Source organism: Arthrobacter sp. UYNi723 (assembly GCF_054057635.1).
In genome coordinates this window covers 203,123-219,925 of the sequence record NZ_JBSRZM010000004.1, presented here as the reverse complement: position 1 = coordinate 219,925, position 16,803 = coordinate 203,123, and the positions used below count along the sequence as shown (strand labels likewise).

The 16,803-nt window shown below is 66.1% G+C and carries 13 protein-coding genes and 2 pseudogenes; 11 read left to right on the top strand and 4 right to left on the bottom strand.

What is annotated here, in order from left to right:
* The first annotated feature begins 491 nt into the window (after positions 1-491).
* From ACVWY0_RS05230 to ACVWY0_RS05210, 5 genes and pseudogenes are all read left to right on the top strand, one after another.
* On the top strand, positions 492-779 hold the full coding sequence (locus ACVWY0_RS05230) for an HU family DNA-binding protein (protein ID WP_056341443.1): 288 nt from the start codon (positions 492-494) through the stop codon (positions 777-779).
* Between the two features lie 118 nt (positions 780-897).
* Positions 898-3,048, top strand: coding sequence for a bifunctional copper resistance protein CopD/cytochrome c oxidase assembly protein (locus ACVWY0_RS05225; protein WP_485835722.1), 2,151 nt, complete (start codon positions 898-900; stop codon positions 3,046-3,048).
* Complete coding sequence (locus ACVWY0_RS05220) at positions 3,048-5,099, top strand: NHL domain-containing thioredoxin family protein (RefSeq protein WP_485835721.1); 2,052 nt, start codon at positions 3,048-3,050, stop codon at positions 5,097-5,099. The genes ACVWY0_RS05225 and ACVWY0_RS05220 overlap by 1 nt, the downstream gene beginning before the upstream one ends.
* Positions 5,100-5,279: 180 nt before the next feature.
* Positions 5,280-5,402 (top strand): annotated as a pseudogene (locus tag ACVWY0_RS05215) (type IV toxin-antitoxin system AbiEi family antitoxin domain-containing protein); the annotation flags it as partial.
* A 282-nt stretch (positions 5,403-5,684) separates the two neighbouring features.
* Positions 5,685-6,161, top strand: coding sequence for an endonuclease domain-containing protein (locus tag ACVWY0_RS05210; RefSeq protein WP_485835732.1), 477 nt, complete (start codon positions 5,685-5,687; stop codon positions 6,159-6,161).
* Positions 6,162-6,240: 79 nt separating this feature from the next.
* Here the strand turns inward: ACVWY0_RS05210 and ACVWY0_RS05205 are convergent, their stop codons facing one another.
* From ACVWY0_RS05205 to ACVWY0_RS05190, 4 genes and pseudogenes are all read right to left on the bottom strand, one after another.
* A complete protein-coding gene (locus ACVWY0_RS05205) occupies positions 6,241-7,233 on the bottom strand; it encodes a hypothetical protein (RefSeq protein WP_485835720.1) in 993 nt (330 codons plus the stop codon).
* Between the two features lie 130 nt (positions 7,234-7,363).
* The gene (locus ACVWY0_RS05200; protein WP_485835719.1) at positions 7,364-9,085 is read right to left on the bottom strand and encodes a helicase HerA-like domain-containing protein; all 1,722 of its coding nucleotides are present in this window, start codon (positions 9,083-9,085) and stop codon (positions 7,364-7,366) included.
* Between the two features lie 4 nt (positions 9,086-9,089).
* Positions 9,090-9,680 (bottom strand): annotated as a pseudogene (locus ACVWY0_RS05195) (GNAT family N-acetyltransferase).
* Positions 9,681-9,683: 3 nt separating this feature from the next.
* A complete protein-coding gene (locus ACVWY0_RS05190) occupies positions 9,684-9,866 on the bottom strand; it encodes a hypothetical protein (RefSeq protein ID WP_485835718.1) in 183 nt (60 codons plus the stop codon).
* Between the two features lie 272 nt (positions 9,867-10,138).
* On the opposite strand from ACVWY0_RS05190, the gene ACVWY0_RS05185 reads away from it, so the two are divergent.
* The 6 genes from ACVWY0_RS05185 to ACVWY0_RS05160 all read left to right on the top strand — a co-directional run bounded on the left by ACVWY0_RS05185 (position 10,139) and on the right by ACVWY0_RS05160 (position 16,799).
* The gene (locus ACVWY0_RS05185; RefSeq protein ID WP_485835717.1) at positions 10,139-11,128 is read left to right on the top strand and encodes an LLM class flavin-dependent oxidoreductase; all 990 of its coding nucleotides are present in this window, start codon (positions 10,139-10,141) and stop codon (positions 11,126-11,128) included.
* A gap of 255 nt (positions 11,129-11,383) precedes the next feature.
* Positions 11,384-12,421 carry a LacI family DNA-binding transcriptional regulator gene (locus tag ACVWY0_RS05180; RefSeq protein ID WP_485835716.1) on the top strand — a complete coding sequence of 346 codons (1,038 nt, stop codon included), beginning with the start codon at positions 11,384-11,386 and terminating at the stop codon, positions 12,419-12,421.
* A 74-nt stretch (positions 12,422-12,495) separates the two neighbouring features.
* The gene (locus tag ACVWY0_RS05175; protein WP_485835715.1) at positions 12,496-13,797 is read left to right on the top strand and encodes an ABC transporter substrate-binding protein; all 1,302 of its coding nucleotides are present in this window, start codon (positions 12,496-12,498) and stop codon (positions 13,795-13,797) included.
* A gap of 12 nt (positions 13,798-13,809) precedes the next feature.
* Positions 13,810-14,775: a carbohydrate ABC transporter permease gene (locus ACVWY0_RS05170; protein ID WP_485835714.1), complete on the top strand. Its 966-nt coding sequence runs from the start codon at positions 13,810-13,812 to the stop codon at positions 14,773-14,775.
* A 2-nt stretch (positions 14,776-14,777) separates the two neighbouring features.
* Entirely contained in the window at positions 14,778-15,710 is a 933-nt protein-coding gene (locus tag ACVWY0_RS05165) for a carbohydrate ABC transporter permease (protein ID WP_485835713.1), read from the top strand.
* 3 nt (positions 15,711-15,713) lie between these two features.
* Positions 15,714-16,799: a glycoside hydrolase family 130 protein gene (locus tag ACVWY0_RS05160; protein ID WP_485835712.1), complete on the top strand. Its 1,086-nt coding sequence runs from the start codon at positions 15,714-15,716 to the stop codon at positions 16,797-16,799.
* The last annotated feature ends 4 nt before the right edge of the window (positions 16,800-16,803 follow it).

Here is a 16,803-nt window from a genome sequence, read left to right as displayed (position 1 = left end):
CTGCACCCGGGAGGGTGTGGGAGAGTAGGTCACCGCCGGAACATCATTAAAACGGTCGAGAGCCCCCCAACCACCAGGTTGGGGGGCTCTCCCACTTTAACCACCACACCACAAACACCCCCCACGCACAGACAACCAGGCCCGGCACCCAACCGAAGACGCGGCACCCAACACACCCGCCGCCGTGGCACCCACCACACGCTCCGCCGTCGTGCACCACACAACCCGGCACCCGAAGTGACAGAGCGTCCGGCTGAACGTCGCACGAACTTAGAGAGCATCCGGCGGAACACTGCAGGAACTGCGAGAGCGTCCGCTGAGGGCGCAATTCCCCCGCAATTCCCCGGAAAACCGGTGATTTTAGTCAAAAAATGGCGGAAACACGCGGAAGTTGCGGACCTCGCGGGCCCAAGCTGGTAAGTTTTCGAAGAGTGGCTTGCACGCATGCCGCGTTCAGGCTCCAGAAATCGTGACCGTCCAGGAGGACATCAATGGCTAAGAACCGTAGTGAACTTGTTTCAGAGGTAGCAGGCAAGGCCGGCACCAGCCAGGCAGCCGTCAACTCCGTCCTCGATGCACTGTTCGAGGTATTCGAGACTTCCGTCGCCGCCGGCGAGAAGATCACCATCCCGGGCTGGCTCGCAGTTGAGCGCACCGACCGTGCAGCACGCACCGGCCGCAACCCGCAGACCGGCGAGACCATCCAGATCGCGGCAGGCCACAGCGTCAAGCTGACCGCCGGCTCCAAGCTGAAGGCTGCAGTCGCCAAGAAGAAGTAGTCTTCTTCAGCAACATCAGCAAAGGAGCGGCAACCTCAGGGTTGCCGCTCCTTTGCTTTAAGCCGATTCTGCTTTAATCCGATTCGCCGCCTGGGCACCCGTAGCGGACAATGGATAGGTGCCTTCTGCAGCAAAATCCCGTCCCACAGCACCCCAGCCAGGCCCCGACAGGGGCGCGTCGGCCCGGGCTGGCGGCGTCGTGGGGATTTCCCGGCCGTGGCAGCTCGCGGGCCTTGCAGCCCTCTTCCTGGGACTGACGGCGGCACTCCTTTTCTCCGGCGCCGCCGCGGCCCGTGAGGTCTCTGACCCCGGAGCCCTGGTCCGCTGGGGGCTTCCCGTCAGCAAGGCCATCCACAACGTGGCACTGGCGACCGTGATTGGCGGACTGATCTTCGCCGTCGGCATCCTCCCCAGAACTGTGGGTTCCCGGTCCCGGACCCACAAAGGCGACGCTCCGGAACATCCGGCGTTCGCCCGGGCCCTGGCCATTGCTGCCGCTGCGGGTGCTGCCTGGACGCTGTCGGCGGTGGCCGTACTGGTCCTCACCTACTCAGACGTTGCGGGCCAGGCCGTCGGCGGGGACGCCGAGTTCACCCGCGCCCTGGTGTACTTCATGACGGACATCGAGACCGGCCGGGCATGGCTGAGCGTGACCGTCATCGCGGCCGTGGTGACCACCGCGCTGTTCGGCGTCAGATCCCTTGGCGGCCTTGCCCTCACGCTGATCCTGGCGCTGGCCGGGCTGGTTCCCGCCGCGCTGATCGGCCACTCCTCAAGCTCGTCGGACCATGAAGGCGCCATCAACTCCTTGGGCCTGCACCTTGTGGGCGTCAGCGCGTGGGTTGGCGGCATCGTCGTCCTGGCGCTGCTGTCCGGAATCTTGACCGGTTCGAAGCCCGGCACGGCCGCCGACATCACCGAATCTACGCTGCGGCGGTTCTCCTCCCTGGCCGGCTTTGCGTTTGTGCTCGTCTTTGCCTCCGGCGTCATCAATGCCAGCGTCCGCATCACCAACTGGGGTGACCTTTTTGGTTCCCCCTACGGCCGATTGATCCTTGCGAAGTCGGCTGCCACCCTGGTTCTTGGCGGCATCGGCCTGATGCACCGGCAATGGGTGATCCCCCAGCTTGGCCGCAAAGGCTCGGCCATGTCCTCACGCCGCGTGCTGTGGCAGCTGGTGCTTGTGGAACTCCTGGTTATGGGAGCCACCTCCGGCGTCGCCGTGGCCCTGAGCCGGTCGGCACCGCCGCAGCCCACCACGTTTGCACCGGACGCGTCGCCGGCCTTCATACTCACGGGCTACGAGCTGCCGCCTGAACTGACGCCGGAACGCTGGCTGACAGAGTGGCGCTTTGACTGGCTCTGGGTGGCCGTGGTGCTCTTCGGGCTGGTGGCCTATTTCCTGGGCGTCGCCAAGGTGCTTCGACGCGGCGACAAGTGGCAGTGGTTCCGCGCCGTGAACTGGGTGATCGGCCTCCTGGTGCTGACCTTCATCACGTCAGGGCCGCCGTCGGTCTATGGCAGGATCCTCTTCTCCGCGCACATGGTGGACCACATGGCGCTGACCATGGTGGCACCCATCTTCCTGGTGCTCGGCGCCCCGGTGACGCTGGCCCTGCGAGCGTTGCCTGCCCGCGGCGACGGCACCCGGGGCGCGCGCGAGTGGCTGCTCGTGTTTATCCACTCCAGGTTCTCCCAACTGGTCACGCACCCCATCTTCGCGGCGGCCAACTTCGCGGGCTCCATCGTGCTGTTCTACTACTCGGACGCGTTCGGCTTCGCCATGCGGGACCACGTGGGCCACGAGCTCATGATCCTTCACTTCTCGCTCACGGGTTACATCTTCATCCTGAGCATGATCGGCACGGACCCGTTGCCCCGCCGCGCACCGTACCCCATGCGCCTGCTCCTGCTGCTGGCGACCATGGGCTTCCACGCGTTCTTCGGCGTCGCCATCATGGGCGGCACCAGCCTGCTGGCGGCCGACTACTTCGGCAACCTTGGCCGCGCCTGGGGGCCGTCCGCTCTCCTGGACCAGCAAATGGGAGGGGCCGTGGCCTGGGGCATCGGCGAAGTCCCCACCCTCCTGGTGGCTCTTGGCGTGGCCATCATGTGGTCCCGGTCCGATCAACGGGAGACCAAGCGCGTGGATCGGGCGGCGGACAGGAATAACGACGCCGATCTCACCGCTTACAACGATATGTTTGCCAAATTGGCTGAACGCGATGCCAGATTGGCTGAACGCAACTCAAAGCTGGAAGGACGCTGATGAGCGAAACCGTACGCACCCAACTCCGGGTCCGCGCTTCCGAACTGGTGGGCCGTAACTGGCTGAACACCGGCGGCAAATCGCTGGACCTCGAAGCCCTGCGCGGCAAGATCGTGCTGCTCGACTTCTGGACCTTCTGCTGCATCAACTGCCTGCACGTCCTCGATGAGCTGCGCCCGCTCGAGGAACAGTACTCCGACGTCCTGGTCACCGTGGGCGTCCACTCGCCCAAATTTGAGCACGAAGCAGATCCCGTGGCCCTCGCCGCCGCTGTGGAGCGCTACGAGATCCACCACCCCGTCCTGGACGATCCCGAGCTGGAGACCTGGAAGGCGTACACGGCGCGCGCCTGGCCCACCCTGGTGGTCATCGACCCCGAGGGCTACATCGTGGCGCACCTGTCCGGCGAAGGCCACGCTGACGGTCTGGCCGTGCTCATCCCTGAGCTGATCGCCGAGCACGAGGCCAAAGGCACGCTGCACCGCGGCTCCGGCCCGTACGTGGCGCCGGAAGCGACCTCGGGCACGCTGCGCTTCCCCGGGAAGGCGCTGTTCCTGCCCGCCGGGCGCGGTTCCGCCGGACCCGGTTCAGGCGCCCAGGGTTCAGGCGCGCAGGGAACGTCCGACGGCGGGACTCCCGCCGCCGCTGATACCGCCACCGACGGTTCCTGGCTGGTAACCGACACCGGGCACCACCGACTTGTGGAGCTGGGCACCGACTTCGAGACCGTCCTGGCGACGTTCGGCTCCGGTACCAGGGGCCACGCTGACGGCCCGGCCGCCGCCGTCGACTCCGTCGAGCCCACCGCACGGTTCAACGAGCCGCAGGGCCTCGTGCTGCTTCCGGAAGAGGTGGCAGCGAAGGCGGGCTACGACGTCGTCATTGCAGACTCGGTCAACCACCGCCTCCGGGGACTCTCGCTGGGGGACGGCAAGGCCACGACGATTGTTGGGAACGGCGTGCAGCGCCTGCTGGAAACCGGCCCCGCGCGGGTGGACGAGGACGCCGCCGGCTTCACGGGCCAGCTCAGCGAGCACCCGCTGGAGGTTTCCCTCAGCTCGCCGTGGGATGTCGTCTGGTCCACCAAGCTCAACGCCGTGGTGATCGCCATGGCCGGCACGCACCAGATCTTCAGCTTCGACCCCCTCACCGGCGCCGTGGCAATTATTGCGGGCAACGGCTTGGAGGGCCTGCTGGACGGCCCCGCCCACGAAGCCTGGTTCGCGCAGCCGTCCGGCCTGGCCGAGGACGCCGACGGCAACATCTGGGTGGCGGACTCCGAAACCTCCGCCATCCGCAAGCTGGTCATTGACGACGGCGGCACGGTCACCGTGGTGACTGCCGTGGGCAAGGGCCTGTTCGACTTCGGCTTCCGCGACGGCCCCGCGTCCGAGGCACGCCTCCAGCACCCCCTCGGCGTCACCGTCCTGCCTGACGGCTCCATTGCCATCGCCGACACCTACAACGGGGCTGTGCGGCGTTACGACCCCGCCGCCGGGACCGTGTCCACGCTTGCCCGCGGACTCTCGGAACCCTCCGACGTGATTGTGGACCACACGCACGCCGCCGGCTCCGAGCCGCTGCTGGTAGTGGTGGAGGCCAACCAGCACCAGCTCGTCTACGTGCCCATCCCCAAGGAAGCCCAGCAGGTGGACGAGGGCGCCTCGCAGACCCACCGGCCCAAGAGCCCCGTAGCCCCCGGGCTGCTCGAGCTCACCGTGCGCTTCACCGCACCCACCGGGCAGAAGCTCGACGACCGCTGGGGCGACCCCACGCAGCTGAAGATCTCCTCCACGCCGCCGGAGCTGCTTGTTGCCGGCGGAGGAACCTCCGTGGGGCTGCTCCGCACGCTGGAGCTGGCTTCCGGCATCCCGGAGGGCATCCTGCACATCACCGCCCGCGCCGCGGCCTGCGACGGCCCGGAGGATGCGGACGGCGAGATCCCGGACCACGCCGCCTGCCACCTGTACCAGCAGGACTGGGGCATCCCTGTTCTCCTGACGGACGACGGCGACACGGAGTTGGTCCTGGACCTGCGCGGAATGGACTGATCACCGCCGCCGTGCATTAACCAGGCGCTGAACTGGCCCGGTTTTCGACCCCCGGTGGTTGGGAACCGGGCCAGTTCTGTCACTGCCGGCGGAAAGCGGGCCAGTGTGGGCTGTGCCGTCTTGTCCACATAGCCCGCTTCGGCCCTGTCGGCAGGCTTGGGCGGCCGACATTGTGGACTTATGGACGCAACGGAGATCCTCCGGTCGGCTGGAGGAGTGCTGCTCACACGGGATGTGCTGGCCGCAGGTGCAACGCAAACAAGCCTTCGCAGGGCGGTACGGAGCGGGGATGTGGTCCGTCTGGAGCGAGGGCTTCTGTCCGTCCCGGGCGCTGATCCGGAGTTGGTGGCCGCAGGACGCGCCCGCGGGCTCCTGACATGCGTGTCGGCCGCCCCAATGTTCGGGCTCTGGCAGCTTCGTCCCCCGGTGCGGCCTCACTATTGGCAAAGCAACGGTAGAAACGCCGCCCGCTGTGTCAGCCATCGTCTTGCGCTGACGCAACCACCCGACCATGGGACTCTTGCAGCACTCCCGGATGTACTGCTGCATGCGCTGCTGTGCCTGCCGGAACTCGAATCCTTGGTCATGGTGGAATGTGCCTACAACCGGGGTGACATCGACCCCGTTTTTCTTCTCCGCCACCTGACCGGCAATCGTTCAGGCAAGGCGCGGAACGTGCTGTCCAAGGTTGACCGGGGCGCCGATTCACTCCTTGAGTCCTTGGCCAGAGTGCTGTTCAGGGACGCCGGCATTTCCACTGAAACCCAGGTCTGGATTGACGGAATTGGGCGGGTGGACTTCCTCTTGGAGGGTTTCCTGATCGTGGAAATTGACGGGCTCGCCTTCCACCTCGGAGCGCGGCAATTTAAGAAGGACCGCCGCAGGGACAACTCGGCAACACTTCAGGGACTGCCCGTGCTCAGGTTCTTCTACGATGATGTGGTTCACGCGCCCGAAACTGTCCTGGTGCAGGTCCGGGAGGTGCTGGCGCGGGGTTCGCTGCGATGGCCACAACCGAACCGGCCCAGTTTCCAACGCAACCATGTCCGGAGCGGCTGGTGATGCAACAACCTCCCAGCCAAAACTGGGCCAGTGCGGCCGGCGGACGGAGCCGCGGGCCCGCCGATAGCCGGGGCTGGAGCTAGTAGCTCAGGAGCGGGGTGACCCTGATGGTGTCGCCGGCGACGTCCAGGCGGGTGGTGAAGCTGAAGTCCACCTCTTCGTTGAGCGGGGACCAGGCGCCCGTGAAGGAACTCTGCTGGACCGCCTCCACCTTGGCCTTCCCGTCGAGGGGAGCAACCACCCAGCGGCCGTCAAAGGGCTCGATGGATATCTCCGGGTACTCCGTGATGGTCCACTTGATGGTGCCGTCGTCCACGTTGTTGGTGCTGGCGAAGTAGAAGGGGCAGTCCGGCTGCAGCTTTTGCTGCTTCACGGCTTCGGCGGCGCAGGTGTCCAGAAACTCCTGTACCTTCGCGCCCACATCCTTCCGCAGCTGGTCGGTGGCCTCGGTCAGCAGGTTCAACGGAGCCGACGGGACATCACGGGATGTCACCGTGGCGCGTGTGGCGGGCGCGGCGAAGTATTCACCGTTCAGGGATGCTTCGTATTCACCCGGATAGAACACGGCGAACGAATTTCTGCCTTGGGGCATGTTCACCGGCACGCCGTTGAGGTTGGCTTCGCTGGCGTTGACCACCGTCAAACCCACCGTGGGCAGTCTCGACGGCACAAACGCCCACGTGTTAAAGAACAGCCATTCGGTGCCGGTCTTCTCCAGCAGGAACTCGGTGCGAAGCCTGCTGCCATCGATCGTGTACTGCACGGGCACCATGACCTGGTTGCCTGAGCGTTCCTCGGCATCGCCGATGCTGACGTTCGCCAGCCGGGAAGAGGCCGTCTGCAGCGCTGTGCCGTCGAGCATGGCGGCGTTGCTGGGCGGCACAGTGGCCCGCAACAGACCCAGCGCCTTGCCGCCGTCGCCCTCGTGGAGGGCGTCCAGATACTCCCGGACAGGCTGCTGTGGACTCGCCACCGTACTGTTCACCACGTTGACCCCAACGACGGCCGCGGCCACGGCTAGCATGAGGCCAAGCAGCCACCCTGCTGCCATCCTCACCAACGCCTGACTCATCTGCACTTCCCTTACGTTACCTGCAAGCCCGCTGAACACAGGTGTTGCCGTCGCCCCGTGTAGTGGGGTGCGGCGGCTTTCCTGATGCCCGACGGCGGGAAGTCCAGGGTGGGACATCGTCCGGTTTTGCCTACCGGCGGCGCCGGGACGAGGTGCCGAAGACGCCGCGGAGCAGCTCCCGGCCAAGCTGGGTGCCCAGGGAACGGACCATACTCTTCAGCCCGCCGCCCAGTGCCCCGCCGAGTGTACCGGCGATGTCGCCCACCATCCCGCCGCCGGCCGGGGCCGCAGGCTCCGGTGCACGCCGCGCGGGCGCATCAGTGCCGGCACCACGATCCGGCGCGGGACGGCTGCTGGGCCGGCCCAGGATTTCCTCTTCGATCCTGCGGGCCTCGGCGTCGACGTCGGCCTGGTCCGAACCTGCCTGCCCCGAATCTGGCTGCCCGGAAGTCCCCGGAACCGGGGGCTCGCCGGGCGCGGCTCCGCCGGTGGGCGCAGCGCCCCTGCCGGTGAGCTTCTCGTAGGCGGAGACGTTGTCCACGGCGGTCCCATACTTGGCGAGCAACGCGGACCCGCCCACCGTGCTCTTGATGAGCTCCTCAGTGCTGGGGCCCATGACGGATTCCGGGGCGCGCAGCCGAGTGTGCGCGACCGGCGTCGGGGCGCCCTTCTCATTCATGACGGTAATGACGGCCTCGCCGATCCCCGCGGACGTGAGGGTCTCCTCGAGGTCATAATCGCTCATCGGGAACGTGGACACGGTGGCTTTCAGGGCCTTGGCGTCCTCCGGGGTGAAGGCGCGGAGGGCGTGCTGGATGCGGTTGGCCAGCTGGCCCAGGACGTCGGCGGGGACGTCTTTGGGTGTCTGGGTGACGAAGAAGATCCCCACACCCTTGGAACGGATCAGCCGGACTGTGGTGGTGATGGCGTTCAGGAAGGCCTTGGATGCGCCGTTGAACAGCAGGTGGGCCTCATCGAGGAAGAACACCAGCTTGGGCTTGTCCAGGTCGCCGGCCTCGGGGAGGTCCTCGAACAGGTCAGCCAGCAGCCACATCAGGAAGGTCGAGAACAGCATCGGTTTGGTCTGCAGCGTGGGCAGCTCCAGGCAGGTGATAACGCCGCGCCCGTCCGGGGCGGTCCGCAGCAGCTCGGCGGTGTCGAACTCAGGCTCGCCGAAGAACCTTTCCAGGCCCTGTGCTTCAAGATTCACCAGTTCGCGGAGGATGACGCCGGCGGTGGCCTTGGACAGGCCGCCCAGTTCCTCCAGCTCGTCCTTGCCCTCGTCCGAGGTGAGGAACTGGATGACCGCGCGGAGGTCCTTGAGATCGATCAGCTCAAGGTTGTTCTTGTCCGCAAAGTGGAAGACCAGCTGCAGGCTGGATTCCTGGGTGTCGTTGAGCTCCATCACACGAGAGAGCAGGATGGGGCCAAACGAGGTGATGGTGGCACGGACGGGAATGCCGTTGCCGTCGCCGCCCAGGGCCAGGAACTCCACCGGGAACGTCTTGCCGGCCCAGGCCTGGCCGATGCTGTCCGTGCGCGCCTTCAGCTTCTCACTGCCGGCGGCCGCCGTGGCCAGGCCGGACAGGTCACCCTTGATGTCCGCGAGGAACACGGGAACTCCGGCCGCGGACAGCTGCTCGGCCATCATGTGCAGCGTGACGGTCTTGCCGGTGCCGGTGGCGCCGGCTACCAGGCCGTGCCTGTTCATCATGGCCAGCGGCAGGCGGACCTGGGCTTCCTTGTGGAGTTCGCCGTCAACAATGGCGGCACCCAACTCGATGGTGGCACCTTCCAGGGTGTAGCCCTTCTGGATGGTGGCGAGCTTTTCTGCAGTGGTTTTGTTGGCCATGCCGCTAGCCTAGCGGGGCCGCCGGGAGATCCTTGGTGAACGCGAGCGACCTGATGATCTCCGGATCCTGGTCCAGGTCGAACTGCGGCTCATAACCCGAGGTGAGGTACAGGTGCCTGGCTTCAGGCTGGCGCGGACCGGTGGTCAGGAAGACTCGACGGTAGCCCCGGCGGGCCGCCAGCGCCTCCAGCTCCGCCAGGACGAAACGGGCGAGCCCGCGGCGGCGGTGCGCCGAGTGCGTCCAGATCCGTTTGAACTCCGCCGTCTCGTTGTTCTACCGGCGGAACGCCCCGCCGGCTATGGACTCGCCGTTTTCCTGGGCCATCAGCAGCGCACCGCCCGGTCCCTTGAATTCCGACGCCGGGTAGCGGTTGAGTTCCTCGGCCGCGGCTCCGCGGCCAAAGAGGTCGCCGTAGTGGGAGTCGTATTCCACGGCCAGCTCATCGAGGAGCGGGCGGACCCGCGGATCGTGCATGGGTAAGTTGTGGACGGTCAGCGCGGACCTGTTCAGGGCTGCCGGGTTCAGTGGCGCCTGTGTGAGGGCGTCCGGCCTCAGTGCCGCCGGGCTGGCGGGGATGCTGGTTTGCACGTTCATTCTTCAGGACCTTCCGACGGCGGCGGGTTCGGCAGATGCGTTCTGGCCGGCGGTGCGGGAGGAAGCCAGTTCCGCCGCGACGCCCAGGACAGTCCTGGCCAGGGCATCGTTCTCGCGGAACGGGGCGGCGTTGGTGCCCGGCCTGGCAAAGGCGCCGGCACCCCAGCCGGATGTTCCCGGCCCCACGCTGAAGAGCCGGCCGGCTGCCCTGCCGTGCCCGTCCAGCAGCTCGTGCCGGTCCGAGACGAGCAGCTTTCCGGTGGAGTGGATGCCGTCCGCCGTGAGCAGCTGCTGTCACACCACGTCAAGAGACGCAAGAAACCGACTAATGACGCGGACTGTGGGCCACCCCACCGCAGGCCGCAGAAATAACCCGGGAGCCGCCGTCGTTGTCCACAATGTGCCCGCCGCGACCCGGCCGGCCACCCTACGCAACGCATTGAAAGGCCGGCACCGACGTGACGCTTCCCCTCTCCATCCTTGACCTGGCAACCATCGGCAAAGGCCAGACGGCGGCGGAAAGTTTCGCGGGCAGTGTGGCCATGGCACAGCGTGCCGAGGAGCTTGGCTACCGGCGGATCTGGTACGCCGAGCACCACAACATGTCCGCGATCGCGTCGTCGGCCACCAGCGTCCTGATCGCCCACGTCGCCGCCCACACCAAGACCATCAGGCTGGGCGCCGGCGGCGTCATGCTGCCCAACCACTCGCCGCTGACCATCGCCGAGCAGTTCGGCACCCTGGAAACGCTGCACACGGGCCGGATCGACCTTGGCCTGGGCCGCGCCCCCGGCAGCGACCAGAACACCATGCGCGCGCTGCGCCGGGACCCCATGTCCGCGGACACTTTCCCCCAAGACGTCCTGGAGCTGCAGGGCTACCTCACCGGTCCCACACGGATCCAGGGCGTGGAGGCCACACCCGGCAAGGGCACCAACGTCCCGCTGTACATCCTCGGATCGTCGCTGTTCGGAGCCCGCCTCGCCGCCCAGCTGGGCCTGCCGTACGCCTTCGCCTCGCACTTCGCCCCCAACTCCCTGCAAGATGCCGTGGCGCTCTACCGCACCGAATTCAAGCCGTCGGCCCAGCTCGATGCCCCGCACGTGATCGCCGGCGTCAACGTGGTGGCCGCCGATTCCGCTGCCGAAGCCCAGTCGGCTTTCCGGGCCACGCTGCGCGCCCGCGTCGGTCTGTTCTTTGGCGGCGGGCGCGAGTTCACCGACGACGAAGCGGACATGATCCTGGACTCCCCGCAGGGCCAGCACGTCTCGCAGATGATGATGTACTCGGCCATTGGCACCCCGGACGTTGTGAACGACTACCTCGAGGAGTTCGCCAAGCACTCCGACGCCGACGAACTCATCGTGGCGCACCAGAACACCGGCACCGAGGCCAGGATCCGCTCCGTGGAACTGCTGGCGGAGGTTGCCGGGCTGGCCCGGGTCTAGGTCCCGCGCCACCAGCAAGCGGGGACGCGCCCGCGTCACGCCAAGCACCCTTTTGGAAAGCCCGACGGCGGGGTCGCCCGGAATCACGCGGCGGGCGCCGCCGTCGTGGTCCAAAAGCGCGCCCTGCGTGACGCGATTCGTATCCGTAGGTCCGCCGGGCCCTTGACATCCTTCAGCTGAACCGGTTAAGTAGAGCCTACTGAACCGGTTCAGTGGCGTGAGTCACGGGACCCGAAACCCGAAGGGCCCCACATCATGGCAGTAACCATCAGCGACGTCGCCCACGCGGCCGGCGTCAGCAAAGGTGCTGTCTCGTATGCGCTCAACGGCCAGCCCGGCGTCAGCGACGCCACCCGGGGCCGGATCCTCCAGGTCGCCAAAGAGCTTGGCTGGAAGCCGAGCCTCCGCGCCAAGGGCCTGTCCTCCGCGAAGGCGTACGCCTTGGGCCTGGTGGTGGCCCGCGATCCCAAGCTCCTGGGCACGGACCCGTTCTTCCCGGCGTTCATTGCGGGCATCGAAACGACCCTCGCCGAGCACGATTACACGCTAGTCCTGAGCGTTGCCACCGCCCCCGGTGCCGAAGAGCGGGCCTACCGCAAACTGGCCGACGGCGGCCGCGTGGACGGCGTGATCCTGACCGATGTGCGGCACAACGATTCCCGGATCGGCCTGCTGCGCGAGCTCAAGCTGCCGGCGGTGACGCTCAACAGGCCGGATTCGGACTCACCCTTCCCTGCGGTATCCATGGACGACACGGACGGCATCACGGACGCCGTCGAACATCTTCTGGCCCTGGGGCACGTCCGGATCGGCCATGTGGGCGGCGCCCAGGAATACATCCACGGCCGCAGCCGCCGCCAGGCCTGGGAGTCGGCTATGGCCGCTGCTGGCCTGGCCGCAGATCTGTTCGCGGAGGCTGATTTCACGGCGCCCGGGGGAGTGGCCGCCACCGCGGAACTGCTCCGCCGGCCGGACCGCCCCACCGCGATTGTCTATGCGAACGACCTCATGGCGACGTCCGGCCAGTCCTTCGCCCAGTCTCAGGGCCTGAACGTCCCGGGTGACCTGTCAGTCACCGGCTACGACAACGCAGAGTTCACCCAGTACCTCAACCCGCCCCTCACCACTATCTCCACTGACCCCATGCGCTGGGGCAGAGTTGCCGCGCAGGCCCTCCTGGACCAGCTCAACGGCACCCACTCCGGTGAGGATACGGACCTGCAGGCACCCTCCCTGCTGATCCGGGCCTCCACCGGCCCCGCCCCATCCATAACCACCAAGCCAGCCCCCTAGCAATCCCCAAAGCAAGCAAAAAAGCACACCAACCAGTAGAAGTTCCCCACCGGGACCAGTACCAAGGAGTCGCAATGAAGCGCTTTACCAAAGCCACGCGAATATTGTCAGTGGCCGCCCTGACCGTAATGGGGGCGGGCCTGGCTGCCTGCGGCGGCAGCGGAGGGGGCGGCGACGGTGGCTCCGCCATATCCGCCAAGGGCCCCATCAAGATCTGGTACTCCAACAACGAGTTCGAGGTTAAGTGGGGCAAGGCCATGGTGGAATCCTGGAACTCCGCCCACCCGGACGAGAAGATCGATGCGCAGGAGATCCCTGCCGGCAAGAGCTCCGAGGAGGTCATCGGCGCAGCCATCACGGCCGGCAACGCTCCCTGCCTGGTCTTCAACACCGCGCCTGTGGCAGTTCCCCAGTTCCAGAAGCAGGGCGGTTTGGTGGCCCTGGATGAGTTCCCGGACGGGCTCCAGTACATCAAGGACCGCACCGGTGACCTGGCGGACCAGTACAAGTCCGCGGACGGCAAGATGTACCAGCTGCCGTGGAAGTCCAATCCCGTAGTCCTGTTCTACAACAAGGACATGTTTGCCAAGGCAGGGCTGGATCCGGAGAACCCGAAGCTGGGGACCCACCAGGAACTGCTGGACACAGCCCGGACCCTGGTGTCCTCGGGTGCTGCCACCAATGCCATCTGGCCATCACCGGCCAGTGACTTCTTCCAGGCCTGGTTCGACTTCTACTCCTTCTACGCCGCCAACTCCGACGGCACCCCGCTGGTGAAGGACGGCAAGGCCACGTTCGACAGCAAGGAGGGCAAGCAGGTAGCCACCATGTTCGAGACCCTTTACAAGGAGAACCTCGCCTCCAAGGAGGTCTACCAGGGTGACTCCTTCGCCGAGGGCAAGGCGGCCATGTCAATGGCCGGGCCCTGGGCCATCGCGGCCTACAAGGACAAGGTGAACTGGGGTGCAGTTCCGGTCCCGGCGGCCACGGCCAAGGCTGATACCTCAACCTTTTCCGACGCCAAGAACGTGGCCATCTACTCCGCCTGCGGGAACCAGGGCACCGCTTGGGAGGTCCTGAAATTCGCCACCAGTAAGGAGCAGGACGGCAAGCTGCTGACTGACACCGGCCAGATGCCGATGCGCAAGGACCTTCCCACGGCCTACGCGGACTACTTCGCCAAGAACCCGGCGTACACCCAGTTCGCCGAACAGGCTGGGCGGACGGTGGAGGTCCCGAACGTCTCGAACTCCGTCGAAGTCTGGCAGACCTTCCGCACCGCCTACGCCAAGGCCGTGATTTTCGGGAACGAAAGCATCGACACCGCGTTCAAGGACGCGGCAGACAAGATCAACCAACTGGTAGCCCAGAAGTAGCGTTGACCCCCAATGTCACTCCGCTCTTCCAGTGGTAACCCCGTCACGGGGAAACCGGTTGGCGGGACGGCGGACCGGCGGCTGGTGCCCAGGAAGCGTAAGAACTTCCTGGGTCCCCAGCCGCTGGGGCTGCTGTTCAGCGCCCCCTATGTCATCTACATCCTGGCTGTCCTGGCGTTTCCCCTCGGCTACGCCGTCTACATTTCCTTCCACGATTTCTTCTTCACCGCACCGCGGGTCACGGTGGACAGGCCTTTCGTGGGGTTCGACAACTACATCACCGTCCTGTCAGACCCCGCCGTCCAGCGTTCCTTCCTGAACATCGGCGTCTTCCTCATCATCAACGTCCCGCTCACGGTGGGCCTGTCCCTGCTGCTGGCCAACGCACTGAACCGCGTCACCCGGCTCAAGACGTTCTTCCGGCTCAGCTACTACGTGCCCTACGTGACGGCGAGTGTCGCCGTCGTGGGTGTCTGGCTGTTCCTGTTCCAGGGAAACGGGCTCCTCAACACCCTGCTCGGACCGCTCGCTCCCACCCCGTCCTGGCTGGTGAATTCGTGGCTGGCCATGCCCACCGTGGCGCTCTACGTGACGTGGAAACAGCTGGGATTCTTCATCCTGCTCTATCTCGCGGCGCTACAGAACATCCCCGATGAGCTGTACGAATCAGCGGCTGTGGACGGCGGCAACAAGTGGGTCCAATTCTGGAACATCACAGTGCCCGGCGTCCGGCCCGCCAGCGTCCTGGTCACGCTGCTGGCCACCATCACCGGCGCGAACCTCTTCACCGAGCCGTACCTGCTCACCGGCGGCGGCGGCCCGGACGGGGCCTCGGCCTCCCCGGTGTTCATCATGTACCAACGGGGCATCCTGCAGGGGAACCCCGACGTCGCAGCCGCGCTGGGCGTGGTGCTGGTGATCGGCGTCCTGCTGATCGCCCTGATCCAGAAACGCCTCGTGGGCGGGAAGGAGGACTGAGAATGTCCGTCACCAATGCGCAAAACGCCAAGAACGACGACGACGCCAGCCGGCTCCCGGAATCAGCGGAAGCCGTCCTTCGTCACGGCTCGGGCGTCGAAAAGCGCCGCAACCTGGGCGTGGGCAGTTTCATCCTGCTGGGCGTGGGCGCTTTCGTTTTCCTCTTCCCATTCTATTATATGCTCATCGGTTCACTGCAGACAGCTCCGGACACGTCGATTTTCGGCGCGTTTCCCAATCCGGCCAACATCACCGGGGCGAACTATGTGCAGATCAACGAGTCCATCAACCTGTTCCGCGGCCTGCTCAACTCCGGCATCTTCACCGGCGGCGTCATCTTCTTCACGGTGATTTTCGGGCTGCTGGTGGGCTATGCCCTGGCGCAGATGAAGTTCCGTGGCCGCGGCGCGGTCTTCGGGATGATGCTGCTGGTCCAGATGATCCCGTTCCAGCTGCTGCTCATCCCGCTCTACGTCATGATCGTGCGCGATTACGGCCTGGCGGACAGCTTCCTGGGCATGATCCTGCCGTTCGCCATCAACTCCACGGCGGTGTTTGTGTTCCGCCAGTACTTCCTCCAGTTGCCCTCGACCCTGTTTGAGGCGGCCCGGATCGATGGCGCCTCGGAGCTGCGGATCCTGTGGCAGATCGCCATTCCGCTGGTCCGTCCTGCCATTGTCACCGCCGTGCTGCTGACCTTTATCGGCCCCTGGAACGAATTCCTGTGGCCGTTCCTGGTCACCAAGGAGCAGTCCCTGCAGCCCCTGGCAGTGTCCCTGGCCAACTTCATCTCCAACATTGCCGGCCAGGCCGGCAACCCGTTCGGTGCCATCCTTGCCGGTGCCTGCGTCCTGGCGGCCCCCGCCGTCGCGCTGTTCATTTTCTTCCAGCGCCAGTTCATTTCCACCAATATCGGTTCCAGCGTAAAGGGCTAATCCATGACTTCCCCCCATACTTCTGCACTCCCCGCTGTCCCCTTCACCCTCACCCGCGCCGGCGTCATCATGACCCCCGAACCCGGCAACGACTTCGAGGCCGAGGGCGTCCTCAACCCCGCCAGTGGCCGCGGCCCGGACGGCGAGCTGTACCTGCTGCCGCGGCTTGTAGCCACGGGCAACGTGTCCCGCGTGGGCCTCGCCAAGGTGGTCATCAACGACGAGGGCGTGCCCACCGGCGTGGAACGCGAGGGCGTGGTCCTGTCCCCGGACGAGGGCTGGGAACGCGGCATGAACAACGCCGGCACCGAGGACCCGCGCACCACCTGGGTGCCCGCCCTTGGCAAGCACCTCATGACCTACGTGGCCTACGGCCCGCTGGGTCCCCGCCTCGCCTTCGCCCACTCTGAGGACCTCCGGAACTGGGAGCGGCTGGGCCCGTGCTTCTTCGAGTATCAGGCCGATCTCTCCATGGACCTGAACCTGTTTCCCAACAAGGATGCGGTGTTCTTCCCGGAGCCGGTGAACGACCCCGACGGCGTGCCCTCCTACGCCATGCTGCACCGCCCCATGTGGGACCTGGGCTGGATCCGTCCCGGCGAAGGCGAGCACCTGCCCGCCGGCGTCACGGACAACCGCCCCGGCATCTGGATCTCCTACGTGGCCGTGGCCGACGTCGAGCGCGACCTGCGCAATCTGGTCCACATGGGCAAGCACCGGCTGGTGGCCCTCAGCGAGTTCCCCTTTGAGGAACTGAAGATCGGCGGCGGCCCGCCCCCCATCCGCGTGGACGAGGGCTGGCTCCTGATCCACCACGGCGTGGCCGGCAAGATGGCCGCCTCCGCCTTCGAGCAGCAGCAGAACGTCAACTACACCGCGGCGGCCATGATCCTGTCCGCGGACGACCCGTCCAGGGTCATCGCCCGCAGCGACAAGCCTTTGTTGGCGCCGGAAACCGAGGACGAGATTTCCGGGATCGTGCCGAACGTGGTATTCCCTACCGCGATCGAAAAAATCGGCGACCAGCTGTTTGTGTTCTACGGGATGGCCGACTCCAAAATCGGTGTGGCCAAACTGGACAGGGTCTGACGGT

Coding starts and splice junctions, on each gene's coding strand:
- ACVWY0_RS05200 (WP_485835719.1), bottom strand. CDS start 9,085: ATGGCCAACAAAACCACTGCAGAAAAGCTCGCCACCATCCAGAAGGGC.
- ACVWY0_RS05175 (WP_485835715.1), top strand. CDS start 12,496: ATGAAGCGCTTTACCAAAGCCACGCGAATATTGTCAGTGGCCGCCCTG.
- ACVWY0_RS05205 (WP_485835720.1), bottom strand. CDS start 7,233: ATGAGTCAGGCGTTGGTGAGGATGGCAGCAGGGTGGCTGCTTGGCCTC.
- ACVWY0_RS05220 (WP_485835721.1), top strand. CDS start 3,048: ATGAGCGAAACCGTACGCACCCAACTCCGGGTCCGCGCTTCCGAACTG.
- ACVWY0_RS05230 (WP_056341443.1), top strand. CDS start 492: ATGGCTAAGAACCGTAGTGAACTTGTTTCAGAGGTAGCAGGCAAGGCC.
- ACVWY0_RS05210 (WP_485835732.1), top strand. CDS start 5,685: ATGGTGGAATGTGCCTACAACCGGGGTGACATCGACCCCGTTTTTCTT.
- ACVWY0_RS05180 (WP_485835716.1), top strand. CDS start 11,384: ATGGCAGTAACCATCAGCGACGTCGCCCACGCGGCCGGCGTCAGCAAA.
- ACVWY0_RS05160 (WP_485835712.1), top strand. CDS start 15,714: ATGACTTCCCCCCATACTTCTGCACTCCCCGCTGTCCCCTTCACCCTC.
- ACVWY0_RS05170 (WP_485835714.1), top strand. CDS start 13,810: ATGTCACTCCGCTCTTCCAGTGGTAACCCCGTCACGGGGAAACCGGTT.
- ACVWY0_RS05165 (WP_485835713.1), top strand. CDS start 14,778: ATGTCCGTCACCAATGCGCAAAACGCCAAGAACGACGACGACGCCAGC.